Origin of the sequence: Duganella sp. OV510, from assembly GCF_900100205.1 — a bacterium.
Taxonomy (GTDB): Bacteria; Pseudomonadota; Gammaproteobacteria; order Burkholderiales; family Burkholderiaceae_D; genus Rugamonas.
The window spans coordinates 407,151-423,092 of sequence record NZ_FNEQ01000002.1 but is presented as its reverse complement, the minus strand read 5'-3'; the positions used below and the strand labels follow the sequence as shown (position 1 = coordinate 423,092).

At 62.8% G+C, this 15,942-nt stretch carries 17 protein-coding genes; 5 read left to right on the top strand and 12 right to left on the bottom strand.

Annotated elements, in window-relative coordinates:
- Window positions 1-3: 3 nt before the first annotated feature.
- The 6 genes from BLS51_RS08965 to BLS51_RS08940 form a co-directional block, all read right to left on the bottom strand.
- Window positions 4-1,116, bottom strand: coding sequence for an efflux RND transporter periplasmic adaptor subunit (locus tag BLS51_RS08965; RefSeq protein WP_090181449.1), 1,113 nt, complete (start codon window positions 1,114-1,116; stop codon window positions 4-6).
- 14 nt (window positions 1,117-1,130) lie between these two features.
- A complete protein-coding gene (locus BLS51_RS08960; RefSeq protein ID WP_229207493.1) occupies window positions 1,131-2,585 on the bottom strand; it encodes an efflux transporter outer membrane subunit in 1,455 nt (484 codons plus the stop codon).
- Entirely contained in the window at window positions 2,582-3,280 is a 699-nt protein-coding gene (locus BLS51_RS08955; RefSeq protein ID WP_090181453.1) for a CerR family C-terminal domain-containing protein, read from the bottom strand. Before BLS51_RS08955 ends, BLS51_RS08960 begins: the two co-directional genes overlap by 4 nt.
- A 288-nt stretch (window positions 3,281-3,568) precedes the next feature.
- Window positions 3,569-4,924: a hybrid sensor histidine kinase/response regulator gene (locus tag BLS51_RS08950; protein WP_090181455.1), complete on the bottom strand. Its 1,356-nt coding sequence runs from the start codon at window positions 4,922-4,924 to the stop codon at window positions 3,569-3,571.
- A gap of 53 nt (window positions 4,925-4,977) precedes the next feature.
- A complete protein-coding gene (locus BLS51_RS08945) occupies window positions 4,978-5,718 on the bottom strand; it encodes a 2OG-Fe dioxygenase family protein (RefSeq protein WP_090181457.1) in 741 nt (246 codons plus the stop codon).
- Window positions 5,715-6,170, bottom strand: a complete 456-nt coding sequence (locus BLS51_RS08940) for a MarR family winged helix-turn-helix transcriptional regulator (RefSeq protein WP_090181459.1) — start codon at window positions 6,168-6,170, stop codon at window positions 5,715-5,717. Before BLS51_RS08940 ends, BLS51_RS08945 begins: the two co-directional genes overlap by 4 nt.
- Window positions 6,171-6,285: 115 nt before the next feature.
- Here BLS51_RS08940 and BLS51_RS08935 point away from each other — a divergent pair, with 115 nt between their 5' ends.
- Window positions 6,286-7,371 (top strand): HD-GYP domain-containing protein, encoded by a 1,086-nt coding sequence (locus tag BLS51_RS08935; protein WP_090181461.1) that lies wholly within the window; start codon window positions 6,286-6,288, stop codon window positions 7,369-7,371.
- A gap of 2 nt (window positions 7,372-7,373) precedes the next feature.
- Entirely contained in the window at window positions 7,374-9,284 is a 1,911-nt protein-coding gene (locus tag BLS51_RS08930; RefSeq protein WP_229207494.1) for a CHASE domain-containing protein, read from the top strand.
- On the opposite strand, the gene BLS51_RS08925 is transcribed toward BLS51_RS08930, so the two are convergent.
- Both BLS51_RS08925 and BLS51_RS08920 read right to left on the bottom strand, forming a co-directional pair.
- The gene (locus BLS51_RS08925) at window positions 9,275-10,090 is read right to left on the bottom strand and encodes a sugar phosphate isomerase/epimerase family protein (protein WP_090181466.1); all 816 of its coding nucleotides are present in this window, start codon (window positions 10,088-10,090) and stop codon (window positions 9,275-9,277) included. The genes BLS51_RS08930 and BLS51_RS08925 overlap by 10 nt on opposite strands.
- Window positions 10,090-10,929: a phytanoyl-CoA dioxygenase family protein gene (locus tag BLS51_RS08920; RefSeq protein ID WP_090181468.1), complete on the bottom strand. Its 840-nt coding sequence runs from the start codon at window positions 10,927-10,929 to the stop codon at window positions 10,090-10,092. Before BLS51_RS08920 ends, BLS51_RS08925 begins: the two co-directional genes overlap by 1 nt.
- 110 nt (window positions 10,930-11,039) lie before the next feature.
- Between BLS51_RS08920 and BLS51_RS08915 the strand changes: the two genes are divergently transcribed.
- Window positions 11,040-11,963 carry a LysR family transcriptional regulator gene (locus BLS51_RS08915; protein ID WP_229207495.1) on the top strand — a complete coding sequence of 308 codons (924 nt, stop codon included), beginning with the start codon at window positions 11,040-11,042 and terminating at the stop codon, window positions 11,961-11,963.
- Between the two features lie 88 nt (window positions 11,964-12,051).
- Here BLS51_RS08915 and BLS51_RS08910 read toward each other — a convergent pair whose 3' ends face one another.
- From BLS51_RS08910 to BLS51_RS08900, 3 genes are all read right to left on the bottom strand, one after another.
- Complete coding sequence (locus BLS51_RS08910) at window positions 12,052-12,339, bottom strand: XRE family transcriptional regulator (RefSeq protein ID WP_090182211.1); 288 nt, start codon at window positions 12,337-12,339, stop codon at window positions 12,052-12,054.
- A 14-nt stretch (window positions 12,340-12,353) separates the two neighbouring features.
- Complete coding sequence (locus BLS51_RS08905) at window positions 12,354-12,683, bottom strand: type II toxin-antitoxin system RelE/ParE family toxin (RefSeq protein WP_090181472.1); 330 nt, start codon at window positions 12,681-12,683, stop codon at window positions 12,354-12,356.
- Window positions 12,684-12,760: 77 nt separating this feature from the next.
- Window positions 12,761-13,816 carry a hypothetical protein gene (locus tag BLS51_RS08900; protein WP_090181475.1) on the bottom strand — a complete coding sequence of 352 codons (1,056 nt, stop codon included), beginning with the start codon at window positions 13,814-13,816 and terminating at the stop codon, window positions 12,761-12,763.
- A 152-nt stretch (window positions 13,817-13,968) separates the two neighbouring features.
- On the opposite strand from BLS51_RS08900, the gene BLS51_RS08895 reads away from it, so the two are divergent.
- The gene (locus BLS51_RS08895; RefSeq protein WP_090181478.1) at window positions 13,969-14,421 is read left to right on the top strand and encodes a hypothetical protein; all 453 of its coding nucleotides are present in this window, start codon (window positions 13,969-13,971) and stop codon (window positions 14,419-14,421) included.
- A 24-nt stretch (window positions 14,422-14,445) separates the two neighbouring features.
- Here BLS51_RS08895 and BLS51_RS08890 read toward each other — a convergent pair whose 3' ends face one another.
- Window positions 14,446-15,519, bottom strand: coding sequence for a serine hydrolase domain-containing protein (locus tag BLS51_RS08890; protein WP_229207496.1), 1,074 nt, complete (start codon window positions 15,517-15,519; stop codon window positions 14,446-14,448).
- Window positions 15,520-15,603: 84 nt separating this feature from the next.
- Here BLS51_RS08890 and BLS51_RS08885 point away from each other — a divergent pair, with 84 nt between their 5' ends.
- Window positions 15,604-15,939, top strand: coding sequence for an apolipophorin (locus BLS51_RS08885; protein ID WP_229207497.1), 336 nt, complete (start codon window positions 15,604-15,606; stop codon window positions 15,937-15,939).
- The last annotated feature ends 3 nt before the right edge of the window (window positions 15,940-15,942 follow it).

Genomic DNA, 15,942 nt, shown 5'->3' with positions numbered 1-15,942 from the left:
TCCTTATTTGGCGACGACATTAACCAGGTCGCCGTCGTTGAGGAAGCCGGCGCCGCGCACCACGATCTGCGTGTTGGCGTCCAGGCCGCCCAGCACTTCGATGCGGTCGCCCAGGCGGCGGCCCGGCTGCACTTTCAGCTGGCTGACATGCTTGTCGCCGTTAAGGCGGAACACGAAGCTGAAGCCGTCGCGCACGACGATGGCTTGCTGCGGCACGGTCATGGCGTCCGATGCGCCCAGCTGGAACTGGCCGCTGGCGAACATGCCGGCTTTGAACGGCGCGTCCTTGGTACTGGCGCTTTGCGGCAGGTCGACGTAGACCAGTGCGGAGCGGGTTTGCGGATCGACAGTCGGTGCGATCATGCGCACCTTGCCGGTGGTTTCGCTGCCGTTGGCCGCTTTCACCACGGCGCTGATGCCGGGCTTGAGGTGGCGCAGGTCGGCGGCGACGACTTCGGCGCGCCATTCCAGGCGGCCCTGGCGAATCATGCGGAACAGTTCCGTGCCGGCGCCCGACACGGCGCCGACGGTGGCGCTGCGTGCGGAGATGACGCCGCTGTCCGGCGCCACCACTTTGGTGTACTTGAGGCGCAGCTGCTGGCTGGCCAGTGCGGCCTTGGCCGAGGCAATGCGGGCGTTGGCGGTCTGTTCGGCGGTGTTGTACTGGCTGATCTGCTGGACGCTCAGGGCGCCGGAGTTTTGCAGCGTGCGGGCGCGGGCGGCGTTGGCGGCAGCATCGGCGGCATTGGCTTCGGCTTCGTGCAGTGCGGCTTGCGCCTGCGCCAGATCGGCGTTGACGGTGTCGGCGGAGAACACGGCCAGCACTTCGCCGGCCTTGACCACATCGCCAACGTTGACGCGCACTTCGGTCAGCCGCAGACCGTTCGATTCGCTGGAGACGCTGGCTTCCTGCCAGGCGGCGACGTTGCCATTTGCGGCTAGCTTGATCGGCAGGCTGGCGTTGCTTGGCTTGGTGATGGTGACGGTCAATGCTGCCTTGGCGGTCGCTTCAGGTTTCTTTTCGTCGGCGGCCTGCGAGTAGGCGGCGATGCTGGCGGCGCTCACTGCAAAAGCGGCGGCCAGGATATAGGCGAGTGGTTTCAGTTTTGCGTTCATGATGGGCGGATGGTTTAGTTGGCGGCCGGCGCGGCGTGCACGGTGGACTGCGATGGCGCGGTGGCGTCTGTGGTTGGCGGCGTGAAGCCGCCGCCGGCGGCGCGGTATAGCGCGACCCAGGCGGCGCTGCGTTCGCGTTGCAGGTTGATGACGGTTTGTTCGGCGGCCAGGCGGGTGCGGCGCGCGTCTTCCAGCTCGAACAGGCTGGCCATGCCGTTCTTGTAGCGCTCGTCGACAGCGGTGTAGTTGGCGCGGTAGCCTTCCAGCGAGGTTTGCGCGTCGTTGGCGCGCGCGGCCGTGCTGTCCAGGTTCACCAGCGCCTGTTCGGTTTCGCTGACCGCCTGGCGCACAGTGGCTCGGTAGCTGATGACGGCAGTGTCGTAGCGGACCTTGGCGGAATCCACGTTGGCGCGGCGGCGGCCGGCGTCGAACACCGGCACCGACAGCGATACCGGGCCGATGGTCCAGGTATCGGTCTTGGTGTTTTCGCCGCCAGCACGGAAGTTGGCGATGCCGACGGAGCCAGACAGCGAAAGGCGCGGATAGCGCTGCGCCTCGGCGTTGCCGACATCGGCGCTGGCCGCAGCGACTTCGCGTTCAGCGGTGAACACGTCCGGCCGCTGGCTGATGGTGCGCGCTGGCAGTTCTGCGATCGCCATGGCTGGCGGTGCGAACGAAGCATAGACGCCTTGTGGCGACGCGGCGGCAAGCTGGCGGCGCAATTCCGGTTCGGCGATGGCAGTCAGCGCGGACAGCACTTTGACGTCGATGTCGCACGCCGCGCGTTGCGAGATGTAGCGGCTGTTGCCATCGGCGGCGCTGGCGCGGGCCAGGGCCAGGCTGGCGGGCGACTGGAAGCCCGCAGTGGCGCTCAGCTCCGTCAGCCGCGCGGTATCGGCGCGTGACGATGCATCCTGCTGCGCCACGGCCAGCAACTGCTCACAGGCGCGCAAGCCGTAATACTGATTGGCCACTTCCGCCGCCACCGACACACGTGCATCATGCCAGCCGGCGTGCGCGCTTTCCAGGCGTGCCTGCGCCGCATCGCGCGCCGCGCGGTTGGCGCCGAAAATATCGAGCTCCCACGAAGCGTTGAAAGCCGCCTGCGACGTGGTCCCCATCGGCAGCGCTGATTGCTGGTTGGAGCGGTTCACCGACGCCGCCGCATCCACATTCGGCGCCAGCGCCGCACCGGCCGCCACGCGTTCCGCACGCGACTGCGCAATGCGCGACGCCGCCGAGGCCACGGTCGGGCTGACTGCCTGCGCCGATTCGATCAGTTGCGCCAGCAAGCCATCCGACTGGCCGCGCCACCATGTGGCGAGATCGGCCTGGCTGCCGTTATGCGGCAACGGTGCCTGCCATTGCTGGGGCGCCAGCGCATCCACCTGCTTTGCCGGCCCCTGCACAGCGCAGCCGCCCAGCGTCGCCGCAACGGCCAACGCCATCGCGCGTAAAAAGAGTCTCATGCTTTCCCTTGTTGAAGTTTGATTTTTTCTGCCACGACCAGCGTCTCCGCAAAGCCGCTCAACTGCTCAACCCATGCCGCAATCGCCTCCGGGCTGGACATCAGGTTGGGCGTGATCGCATTGACCACGTCGCGCCCGATCAGCATCTGCACGCACATCGCGGCCACCGCATACGCCAGCAGGTGTACGCGTTCGTCCGGCTCCTGCAAGCCGAGGTGGCGGCACAGCACACCCGCCAGCGCCATGTGTTCCGGCTTGATGTTGGTCTGGATTTCCTGCTGCCAGAAGCCGGTCGGCTCCAGCATCTCGCGGTAGAACAGCTTGAGCAGCACTTCGGCGTCCGCGCCGGCCATCAACGGCGCCGTCATCTGCTGGTAGAAACCGCGTAGCGATTCGCGCAGCGTGAAGTGCGGCTGGTCGAACATGGCGATGTTGTTTTCCACCGGCGTGCAGATGGCGCTGAAGCAGGCCTGGTACAAGCCGGCCTTGTCGCCGAAGTAGTAGCTGATGGCGGCCACGTTGGCGCCGGCTGCCTGGGCGATCTCACGCGTCGAGGTCTTGGAGAAGCCCTGTTCGCCGAACAGGCGCATGGCCGCATGCAGCAGCCGCTCGCGTGACTGCTCGCCGTCCGAACGGGACTTGCGGCCGTCGTCGGCTGGCTGGCTGGCATCGTGTTGGGTAGGTTTAGCGTTCATGGCGGCGATTACATCACATAATTTAAACAAATGATATAACTAAATCGTTTGTTTAACTTATTGCTGGGTTGTGGTTCAGCGGTGTAGACGTTAGCCGTTTGAAAATATTGCAGCGCGGTTGAAAATTTCAGGCAAAAAAAAACCCGCGACCTCGAAGGTGGCGGGTTGAATTCCAATGTTCAGCGAACGGTTGGAGGAGACAGTTCCAACTATACCTCTCTTTATGTTGCACTGCAATACCGTAGAATTACGTTGTTATTATAGTCATCTTTGGAAATGATAAAAGCGTCATTTCGCCGTCAGCGCCAGCGTGAAGGTACTGCCGTGGCCGAAGTCGCTCTTGAAGAACAGCGTGCCGCCGATCAGGTTGGCCAGGTTCTGGCACAGGTACAGGCCGAGGCCGGCGCCTTCAGCGTGGCGGGTCGACGTCGAGTCCAGTTGCGAGAAGGCCTGGAACAGCTTGGCCTGGTCTTCCTCGCGAATGCCGGCACCGCTGTCGGCCACCGAGAATTCGATGACGTTCTTGCCGCCGTTCTCGCCCGGCTTTTCCGCCAGCGTCACGCGCACGGTGCCGGTTTCGGTAAATTTGATGGCGTTGTTGCCGAGGTTGAGCAGAATCTGCGTCAGCGCACGGCGGTCGGTTTCCAGCACGATGGCCGGATTGGCCAGTTCCATCTCCAGCGTCAGATTCTTTTGCACTGCGAGAGGGCGCAGCGTATCCACCACATCCTTGACCAGATCCTGGCACTGCACCGATTCCAGCTCCAGCGTGACCTTGCCGGCTTCGATCTTGGCGACGTCGAGGATGTCGTTGATCAGCGAGAGCAGGTGGCGCGCGCTGGTGCGGATGGTGTTCAGCTGCTTGTCCTGTTCCGGCGTCAGCGGTCCGGGAAGTTTCATCAGCAGCGCGCCGGTGAAGCCGATGATGGCGTTCAGCGGCGTGCGCAGCTCGTGCGACATATTGGCGATGAAGGCCGACTTCATGCGGCTGGCTTCCGCCAGCTCCAGGTTCTTCAGCGCGATTTCACGGTTGATGGTTTCCAGCTCGCCGGCGTGGTGCGCCAGCCGCATATTCAGCTCGATCACCTGGCGCTCGCGCGCCTGCAGTTCGCTGTTGACCTGCACCGCCTGTTCGTAGGTGGAGATCAGCAAGTCAAGGATCTGCTGGCGGTCGGCGTTGATGAAGTGCTTCTGCTCGCCCAGGTAGAGAGCGATGCCGATCTCCATGTTCTGGTTCTTGCGCAGCTTCTGGTTCATCAGCATGTGGCCGATGCGGTTCAGCAGATAGTCTTCCGCGTACGGCTTGCGGATGAAGTTATCGGCGCCGCATTCGATGCCGCGGATGATGTCCTTCGGATCCATCAGCGACGTCACCAGGATTACCGGGATGTCGCGCAGTTCCGGGTCGGCCTTGATGGCGCGGCACAGCGTGTAGCCGTCCATCTCCGGCATGACGATGTCGGACAGCACCAGGTGCGGCTTGCGCTCGCGGATCGCTTCCAGCGCCAGGCGGCCGTTCGGCGCCACGCGGGCGTTGTAGCGCATCGACTGGATCAGCCGGCGCAGACGTTCGGCCTGGGTGGGGCTGTCTTCGACGATCAGGATTTCTATTTCATCGGGCTGTATTTCGTAGCTGGTGTCCACAGACCACCCTCCTGGTGCATAGTTAGCAGCACAAACTATATCGGATTACCCCCTCAAGGGGAAGTTTCCTGACCCTGGAATCCGCCCGCGCGCCAGGTCAGCACCAGCGTGTCGCGGTGGCCATGCCGCGCCAGTGGCTGAATCGGCGTGGATTCATGTATGACAGTCGCGTCGTCGAGCAACAACATGGTCCATGGCGCGGTCATGGTGAAGCGCTTGCCGTTCGGTCCATCGGCTTCGAACACGCGTGTTTCGCCGCCCTTGATGCCGTCGCGCGCGATCAGGATCACGGCGACGAAATCAACGCCGTCGCGGTGCGCGCCTTCCGGCGTCGGCCGGCCGATGCCGTCGGTGGTGTCGATGCGGAACTGGTGCGCCTCAACATACCATGGCGCGTTGTTTTGACGCGCCGCGCTGCACAGCTGGCCGACGGCGGTGATCAGCGCCGGCCAGGCCGGCTGCGCCACGGTGGCTGGCTGCACCGGCTCGAACAGCCGGTTCATGCCGCCGTGCAGCGCGTTGTATTCAAGCGGCTGCCAGTGCGCGCGGTGCGGCGTCTGCGCCAGCTCGCGGCCCTGCTGCACGAAGCAGGAATGGCGGCGACGGCGATAGCGGCCGCCGTCCTTCAGATAGTTGTCCAGCTCCAGCTGGTCCCAGCCTGGAATCAGCGCATCGAGCGTGTCCAGTGGCAGTCCGGCCAGCGCCGCCACGTCCTGTGGTTGCAGCAGCGCGTAGCCCTGTTCCCGCAGCGCGCTGGCGGCGTCGGCCAGCGGCGTGTAGATCGGCGTCGTCATGCGGAGGCCATCAGGCTGGCGCGCAGTTCGTCCAGCTGCTGCTTCATGCCGACCACCTGGTCCAGCGTGCATTGCGTCGCTTGCAGGATTGAAGGTGGCAGCTTGGCCGCTTCGTGGCGCAGCGCGTCGCCGTGCGGCGTCAGCTTGATGATGACCTGGCGTTCGTCGGCGGCGGCGCGGGTGCGGGTCAGCAGCTCGGCCGCTTCCATGCGCTTCAGCAGCGGCGTCAGCGTGGCGGAGTCGAGGAACAGGCGTTCGCCCACTTCCGAGACGGTCAGTTCGTTCTTCTCCCACAGCACCATCATGACGAGGTATTGGGAGTAGGTCAGCCCCAGGCCGCGCAATAGTTTGCGGTAGAGCTTGCTCATCGCCAGTGAAGTCGAATACAGGGCGAAGCAGAGTTGGGCGTCCAGTTGCGGGACGCCAGCGTTGGGTTGAGTTTGCGTTTCCATGTACCTAGTATAGGTAGCGTGCTATATAATTGCAAGCTAGGGCGGCGAAAATAGTTTTGGCAGGCAAATCCGCTCGGTTATGATGATGGTAAGAACCTACAGGGAGCAGCGGCGCATGAATGTCAAAAAAGCCATCGTACTGATCGTCGATGATGCTTCGGACAACCTGATCCAGATGAACAGCATGCTGGAGGAGCAGTACGAAGTCCGGCTGGCCAACAGTGGCCGCGCCGCGCTGGACATCATGCAGCATGTGCCGCGCCCGCACCTGGTGGTGCTGGATGCGGATTTGCCGATCGTCGATGGCTATAGCGTTTGCCAGCAACTCAAGTCCAGCCCCGACACGGCTGAAATTCCCGTCATCTTTTTACAACGCACGCTGGACGAGCAGCGTGCCTTTGAACATGGCGCCGCCGACGTTGTGGCCAAGCCGGTGCTTGCCGAGGTATTGCGCGCGCGCGTCGACACCCACCTGCAACTGCGCCACTCGCGCGAGCTGCTGAAGCAGCAGCGCAACTTGCTGGAACATGTGGTGGAAGAGGTCACGCTGGAATTGAGCCAGATGCTCGACGCGATGATCTGGGCGCTGGCCTCGCTGGCCGAGACGCGCGAATACGAAACCGCCAACCACCTGCGCCGCGTGCAGCATTATGTGTCCGCGCTGGCGCGCCAGCTGCAATCGCACAAGCGCTTCGAGGAAGAACTGAGCGAGGCGAATATCAAGGCGCTGTTCAAGGCGGCGCCGCTGCACGATATCGGCAAGGTGTCGATACCGGATGCGATCCTGTTGAAGCCCGACCGCCTGACCGACGCCGAATTCGACGTCATGAAGATGCACACGGTGTATGGCCGCGACGCCATCGCCAACGTCGAGAACGCGCTGGGCTACACCAATGCCTTCCTGCGCTACGCGCGCGAAATCGCCTACTCGCACCAGGAGAAGTTCGACGGCTCCGGCTATCCGCAAGGACTGGCCGGCGACGCGATTCCGATGTCGGCACGGCTGATGGCAGTGGCCGATGTGTACGACGCGCTGATTTCCAGGCGCGTCTACAAGCCAGCGTTTACCCACGAAACCGCAATGGAGATGATACGGCAGGGCAGCGGGGAGCACTTCGATCCCGACGTGGTCGATGCGATGCTGACGGTGGAGGAGGAGTTCATGGCCATCGCCAACCGTTACAGCGACGCTGCCGGCTAATCATGCGCGGGCGCGGCTACCTGGCTTTCTTTGTCGGGATATGCCTGACGGCCTGGACCTGCTATTTTGTGATGGAAGAGCAGCAGAAGCTGCAAATCCGCGCCGGCTTCCAGCGCGACACCGAGAAGGTGGCACGCGACACGCAAACCCGCTTGCAGATCTACGCCGATTCACTGCATGGCATGAAGGGTATGTATGCCATCAACGACCATATCAGCCGGCAGCAATTCCACCGTTTCGTCAATGCGCTGAAGATCGAAAAACGCTATCCGGGCTACCAGGCCTTGCAGTTTGTGCGCATGGTGCCGGAAGACGGATTGCCGGCGTTTGTGGAAGGCGTCAGGCGTGAAGGCTATCCGGAGTTTCATGTGCATCCGGCCAGTCGCCGTCCGCTGCATTACATCATCGAATACACCGAACCGATGAAGGGTAACGAGAATGCCTTCGGCCTGAACCTGGCGGCGCTGCCGCCGCACCTGAAGGCGCTGGAACTGGGGCGCGACAGCGGCGAAATCGTCGCCACCGAGCGCATCACGCTGGCGCAGGACGCCAGTGGCGAACCAGGATTTGTGGCGCGCGCGCCGGTGTACCGCAATGGCGAGCCGCTGGAGACCACGGCGCAGCGGCGCGAGGCGCTGGTGGGTTTCGTGGCCATCGTCTTCCGCGTCAATGCGCTGATGCGCGAAGTGATCGATCCGGCGCTGCTGGAACATCTGCACGTGCGTATCGAGGACGGCGGCTTCCAGGGTGGCAAGGCGCCGCCGCCGGGCACCGACACGCTGCTGTTCGACAGCGATGGCAAGGTGGAGACGCACCAGCAACGCGCCGACGCCGTGCCGGGGCTGAGCGGGCAAACCGTGCTGCCGGTGGGACAGCGCAACTGGATCATCAAGTTCGAAGGGCGCTCCGGTGCACGCTATGGCCGCTCGCAACTGCCGGTGGTGTTGATCGGTATCGCCGGTGTCATCATCAGCGCGCTGATCGCCGCGCTGCTGGTGACCAACCGCCGTGAGTCGGATGCGCGCCATGGACTGGAAAGCAGCCTGAAAGAGCTGGAGCGGCAGAAGAGTCAGGCGGAGCAGGCGCGCAACGATTTGTCGCGCGTGGTGGCGACGCTGAAACAGGCACAGACCAATCTGCAAACGTCGGAGAAGATGGCGTCGCTGGGCGCGCTGGTGGCCGGCGTCGCGCATGAATTAAACACACCGATCGGCAACAGCCTGTTGACGGCAACCGCGCTGGGTGACATGGTGCGCGACTTCGAGCGCCGCCTGAAGGACGACGGCGGCCTGAAACGCTCGGCGCTGGAAGCGCTGCTGACCGATGGCCGCAAGGCATGCGACATCATGGCCAGTTCGCTGACGCGCGCGGCCGACCTGATTACCTCGTTCAAGCAGGTGGCAGTGGACCAGGCCAGTGGCCAGCGGCGCCGCTTCCGCCTCGACGAAGTGCTGCACGATACGCTGGCCACGTATGCGGCGCAACTGCGGCGTGCTTCCTGCACGGTGACGGTGGATGTGCCGGCCGACCTGGTATTCGATTCCTATCCGGGCAGCTTGAGCCAGGTGCTCAGCAACCTGATAGGCAATGCGCTGCTGCATGGCTTCGATGGTCGCGAGAGCGGTGTGCTGACCATCAGCGCGCGGCGCGAGGGACGTGATCTGGTGGTGCTGCAAATGAAGGATAACGGCATCGGCATGACCGACGTGGTGCTGCACAAGATATTCGATCCGTTCTTCACCACCAAGATGGGGCAGGGCGGTTCCGGGCTGGGAATGAATATCGTTTATAACATTGTGACCGGTGTGCTGAAAGGGACGATACGCGTGGAGTCGGTGCCGGCGACAGGCACCAGCGTGCTGCTGGTGCTGCCCTTGTCGCCGGCACAGGAAGAGCAGACGGCTCAGGCGTAGCGCTGGCGCAGCAGCTGCAACATGGCGACGTTGAGTTCCCACGCGTTCGACACTTCCTTCTGCGTGTAGGGCAGCGTTTGCGTGTAGGGCACCGGGCCGAATTCCGGCGTCAGCGTCATCAACTGCGCGCCGGCGGCACGGCGCAGGCGTATCACTTCATCCCACCACGACAGGTGCGCTTCCAGCGCCGCTTGCGATTCCGGCGCGCGGAAGTCGGCCACCTGCGGGCCTTGCGCGTGACCGACGCGGGCATGGATGTGGCGCACGTGCGGCAGCGTTTGGGCCAGCGTGTCCGGCTGGTCTTCCAGCAGCGATTCGCAGGCGCAGCACCAGTGCGACAGGTCGGCGGTCAGTTGCAGTTGCGGCATCTGCTGCAAGTAGGGCAGCAGCAGCATCGGGTGGCCGCTGAAGCGGCTGCGGTGGATCTCGTGATAAATCGGCACGCCGTGCTGGCGCGCGATGTCGTCGGCGAGTTCCAGCAGTTCGCGGTTCTGCTCCGGCGTGAAGTAGTCCTTGCCGGTGTGCGAGTTCACGTGCAGCGGCTTGGCGGCGCAGGCGTTGTGCAGCAGTTCGGCCAGCGCAGCCTTGTGCGGCGCGAACGTCGGATGGAATACCGTCTCCCATTGGGCGACGATCAGGCCCAGGCCGGCGTCGGCGATCTGCCGCGTCCAGGCGTCGCGCTCGGCGGCGTCCAGCGGCAGCGACATCTCGATGCCATCGAAACCGGCGGCCTTCACGCGCTCGATGAACACCGGCGCCGGCAGCTCGTTATTGCCCCACTGGGCGGCGAAAATCTGAATGCGCATTACAGGAAGCCTCGCACCGGCAGCTTGTCGTCGCGCTGTATCCAGTTCTGTGGCGAGTATTTTGTCGCACCGTCGGTGACGTGCAGCGTGTAGGCGTGGCGCGATACCGCAGAGCGGTTCGGCGCGCTGTAGTGTGGCAGCAGGCCGTGGAAGCATACCAGGCTGCCGGCCTTGCATTCCAGCGGCACGGCGGTGCTGTTGTCCGGCCATGGCATCTCGCTCAGTTTTTCCATGCGCACGTCGTCACCGTTGCGCAGGAAGCGCTCGCGCATCGGGCCGCGATGGCCGCCCGGTTCTGCCCACATGCAGCCGTTGTCCAGCGTCGCGTCTTCCAGCGCAAACCAGAAGGTGGTGACGCTGACTGGATCGGTGTCGAAATAGGTGGCGTCCTGGTGCCAGCGCACTTCGCCGCCGATGCCAGGCTGCTTGAAGATGTACATCGATTGCCAGACTTGTGGATCGCTCAGGCCCAGTTCACGCGCCAGTTCTTCGAGGCGGGCGTCGGCGGTGAAGGCGCGGAAGGCTGGTTCCAGGTCGTGCATGGCGTGGCCGATCTTGTTGATCGACAGTTGCTTGGCCTGTTTCAGTTTGCCGTCCGGGCCGAAGGCTTCTTCTTCAAAGAAGCAGCGGACGGTGTTGTCGGAGCCAAGGAAGTAATCGTCGGTGGTCTTTTCCTGCTCGATGGTGCTGAAGATGCCGGATTGGGCGCTCGGGTCGAAATCGTTGACAATCTCGGCAGCGCGGGCGCGCAGCCTGGCGATTTCGTCGGCGGACTTGAAACCGGGGATCACAATAAAACCATCACGTTGATATTGTTGTTTTTGTGCGTCTGTCAGCATTTCTGGCTCCATGGCGGGATATTTGATCTATCGCATTTTACGGGCCGCGCCGGGGCGTCACAATCCGCAAAAGGTTGACACATTGTCGCTGAAATGGAGACAATCATCGTATGGATCAGTTACGGGCGATGGAAATCTTTGTGGAAGTGGCAAGGCTGCGCAGTTTTAGCGAGGCCGGACGGCGCCTGGGCCTGACGCGCGCCATGGTCAGCAAGCATATCCTGCAACTGGAAGAAAAGCTGGGCGCCCGGCTGCTGCACCGCTCGACGCGCGAGGTTAGCCTGACTGATGTCGGCCAGGCTTATCTGGCGCCGTGCATGGCGACCGTGTCGCAGGCGCAGGAAGCGGCAAGGGTGGTGGCGCAGGCCGGCGACGACCTGGCCGGGCCGCTGCGGATACAGGCGCCGTCGAGTTTCGGCAGCGAGTGGCTGGCTGGCGCGCTGGCGCGCTTCGCCTTGCAGCATCCACTGCTGGAACCGATGCTGTTTGTCGATGACGCGCTGCTCGATCCGATCCAGCATGGCTTCGACCTGACGATACGGGTGGGCGGCATCCCGGATGTCCATGCGCTGGCCATGCGTCCGCTGGCGCCATGCCGCGCCGTGCTGTGCGCATCGCCATCGTATATCGCGCGGCACGGCATGCCGGCCACGCCGCAGGAATTGCAGCAGCACCGCTGCCTGCATTTCAGCCACCTGACCGACGGCACCCAATGGCACTTCACGCGCGGCGACGCGCAGCAATCGGTGCGCGTGCCGGCTGCCTTCACCGCCAACAACGGCCTGGTGCTGCAACAGGCGGCGCAGCAAGGCCTGGGCATCGTCTACAACACCACCTTCCTTGCCTGGCGCAGCCTGATGGAAGGCACGCTGGTGCCGGTGCTGGGCGACTGGGAACTGCCGCTGAACCATCTCAGCGCGCTGTATCCCGCCAGCCGCCAGCCATCGCCGAAAGTTCGTGCGTTGATCGATTTCCTGGTCGCTGAATACCATCCTGTCCCGCCATGGGACCGCGCGCTGGCGGGCCTGGTGTAACCGGCACTGGCCGGGTCAGGCCGCCTACATAGAATTCGAAAAAGCGGCGGTTGTCGAAGCGCGCCTCGCGAGATTTATGACTGCCAAGCTATGCAGGAACAAGTTCGATTTTAATTTTCTTTCCCAATGCTGCCGCTGCGCTCGTCAGGGTAGTGAGTGTGAGGCTCGCATCGTTTTCGTCCAGGAGGCGGTTCAGTGAGGCCCTGCTCGTACGCATTTTTTCGGCCAAGCTGGTCTTGGTCAGGTTTTGGCCTTTCATCTCTTCGGCAATCTGCCATGCGATGACGCGTTTTACAGCCACGGCTTCCGCTTCTTCAAGCATGCCTTCTTCCTTGAGGAAGTCGTCAAAATTGCTACCGATATTCTTCGTTTTCATATAGGACTCCACAATTATTTCATGCGTTGCTTTGCGATACGGATGTCTGCCAACGGTGTTTGTTGAGACTTTTTGATAAAACCGTGGAGTAGCACCATGTCTCCACCTTCGATCGTAAATAGTACTCTTGCTGTGCGGCCCTGTAGCGAAGTTCGTACTTCCCATAAGCGCTGGTCCATTTTTCGTACAAGTGGCATTCCCAAGGGCCAACCGTATTGGACGGTTTTGATATCGTCGCCGATGCGCTTTCTGTCGCTTACTTCTAGCGATTTTAGCCAGTCCCGAACTGGTTCGGTACCGGCATTCGTCACGTAAAAGTGGACACTGAGCGTGGTCGACGGCATGCGCTCAGTGTATTAAATCAGCTACGTCTCACAAGTCCGTTTAAGCGGTTTTCGCCGCACTTTTGCGGTGCATCAGTTTATTGGATGGGTAGGTCCCAGGCGCCGTCGCGATAAATGCGCTCGTCGTCCAGATAGACGCCGTCGGTGAGGGCGAAGACGTCGATGTGGTAGCGGGCGTCCTTGCGCTTCAGTTGCGGCTTGCTGTAGACGCCGTGCTTGGCGCCCAGCGACAGGTGGATGCCGCACATGCGTTCATAGGTGCCGATGTCGTCCACCATGCAATCGCGCGAGAAGGCGCGGTTCATGCCGAAGCCGAGTTCGCGCAGCCATACTTCACCTTCGTGCTCGCGGATGATCGATAGCATCTGCTCAAACTCCGGCGTGCTGTTTTCTGTGCCGACCACGCGGCCTTGGTCGACGATGATGGTGATCGGCGTGGCCGGCTTGTTGACCAGGAATTTGGTGTCGCCAAACACGAAGATGCGCGCACGGCCGCTGACTGCTTCCAGGTCCTGCGCTTCGGTGAACACCTCTCCCAGCGGGAACTGGCCACCGATATTGGTCATGCCGCTGTAGTCGCCGATATTCAGCTTGGCCGATTCGAACGGCGACTCGAACACCAGCTGTGCGCCGTCGCCGCTATCCACCACGCCACGTTGGGCGCGGTCGATGCGCGCCTTCAGCGCGTGGCCGACGCCGCGATAGTAGGACGGGTCGTAGGCCAGCGAGGCGATGTAGTGCAGTCCCTGCTCGCCCGGCATGCGCGACAGGTGCACGTGCTCGATCACTTTCAGCCCGCGCTTGAACAGTTCGATGCGGATGCGGTAGGCGTCCATGCGGAAGCTGGTCGATTGCACCAGTACCACCAGGTCGCCGGCCTGCATGCGGTCGAAGGTGGCCAGGATGACGTCCGGTGTGGTGCTGTCGAAATCGATGAACCCGGCGTCCGGCGCGGCGCGGCGATAGGCTTCGGTCAGCGCGCGATTCAGGTCGGTGCGGGTGTCGTAGACGATCAGCGCCGCGTGTGGCGCGCGGTGCTCAAGTGCGATGGTCAGCGTGTCGCGCAAGTTGCGTTCGGCCAGGTCGACTGCGGTTTCGGGAATGTCGCCGAAACGGGAGGGGGAGGACATCATGGTGAGGCATTTTATGGGATCAGCCCGCATTATAAGGCAGTTGCCGGGTGCGCCACGCCGCTGCGCATTCTCCTTGTAATGGACAAGTTGGCGATATAGAATTAAAAAAATAGCCTAGCAGCAACTCCGTGGCGACAACGACAGGAAGCGTGATGAGCAGAGTGATGGGACAGGATTTGCCGCTGGAGCGACCGGATACGACCGGCCGCGCAGCATTGTTTGTGCCGACGTCGGCGATCAAGGGCGACGTGCTGGAAACGGTGCGCATGGGCGCGGCAATTGTCGGTTATGGCAATCATGACCGAACGCTCACCATTTATTACGAAAGTAATCGCTTCAACGAAGCCCACCTGAACAAATGGGAGCAGAAGGCGCGCAAGGCGTTTGAACGGCTGGCGGAGAATTTGCCGACCGTGTCCAAGATGGTCAGCAAGCCGGAAAACTTCGAGCAGGTCGGTTACATCAGCAACAAGGGCATCCTGATCCGCCGCATGGAGAAGTTGCAGGACTGGCTGGCACAATCCGACATGCTCGATAGCGGACCGGCTTCCGAAACCGTCGACTTCGCGCCCCCACCACCACCCAAGAAAATCGTCGCCGAGTAAGCAGCGCCAACTGGATGCGCTGCTTCATTTTATCGGGCGGTAGAAGTCGGCGATCTTCGGGATGAAGCGTTGCGGATTGGCGCCGGCCAGATTGGTCAGCATGACGATCGCCAGCTTCTGCTCCGGATAGACGATGAAGGCGGCGCGGGCGCCGCCGATGCCGGCCACGCGCAGCTCGGGCGTCGTTTGCAACACCGGCCAGCCGGCCGCCCATTCGCCATCACTGCCGTTGTTGAGCTTTTCCACTGTCCACATGCGGCGCAGCGAGGCAGGCTGGATCAGGCGCCCTTCCGACAAGGCAATCAGCCAGCGCGCCACTTCGCTGGCGGTGGTTTGCATGCCGCCGCCGGCCCACAGGCTGTAGGGCATATCGTAGTACCAGTGCGACAGGCGGTTGTTGTCGTCCGGCGCCAGCGTGCCGCGCGGTGTGCGGGCGTAGATGGTGGCGGCGTTCGGCACCAGGTCGTAGCTGTCGCCAAAGGTTGATAGCGGCATGCCGACCGGCTGGAACTGGCGCTCGGCAATGAAACGCTCATACGGCAGCTTGCTCTGTTTTGTGATGATCTGCGACAGCAGGCCGTAGTTGGTCTGGTTATAGGCGAAGCGTTCGCCGGCTGGCGCGACCAGCGGCTGCGCCTTGACCGCTTTCCAGGTCTCGGCCTCGGTGCCGTGCTGGTCGATGATGTCCGGCAGACCGGAGGTGTGACCCAACAGCTGGCGCACGCGGATGGTGCGCCAGGCTGACGGCAGATCGTCCAGGTAGCGTGAGACCGGTGCGTCCAGGTCCACCAGGCCCGCTTCGGCCAGCTGCATTATCGCCACACCGGTGAAGGACTTGGTGGCGGAGTTGATCGGGAAGCGCGTGGCCGGCGTCGCCGCCACCTGGTTCTCGACGTTGGCCAGGCCGTAGGTTTCGGACAGCACCACCTTGCCGTCCTTGATGATCGCGAGCTGCACGCCCGGAATATGCTGTTCCTGCATGGTCTGCTGCACCCATTGCCGCGTTTCGCGGTTGGCGTCTTCCAGCGTGGTGGCGGCGCTGGCGCTGGCGCATAGGCCCAGCAGCAGTGCGAATAGCGTAGTGGTTTTTATCATCATGTCAGATAGTCTAGCAAAACGTGCGCTGCGGCGATACGGACTTATGTATGCTGTTGGAAACAACTCATTCTTCAGGAGATGAACATGATGATGCGTTATATCGTAGTGACGTTGACGGCGCTGGCGCTGCTGGGCGGCTGCCAGAAGAAGGAAGATCCTAGCGAAGCCGGTCCGGCTGAACGCGCCGGACGCAAGGTGGATCAGGCGACCGAGCAGGCCGGCGCGCGTCTGGACAGCGCCGCCAAGCAGGCCAATGAACAGTTGAGCGACGCCGCCAAGGAAACCAGCCAGCGTCTGGACAAGGCGGCCGACAAGGCCGGCGAAACGTTGAACAACGCCACCAGGGAAGCCGGCCGCAAGCTGGAACAGGCCGGCGAGAAAATGCAGACCTCGGCCGAGGAGCGCGAGTCCCGGAAGTAAGCC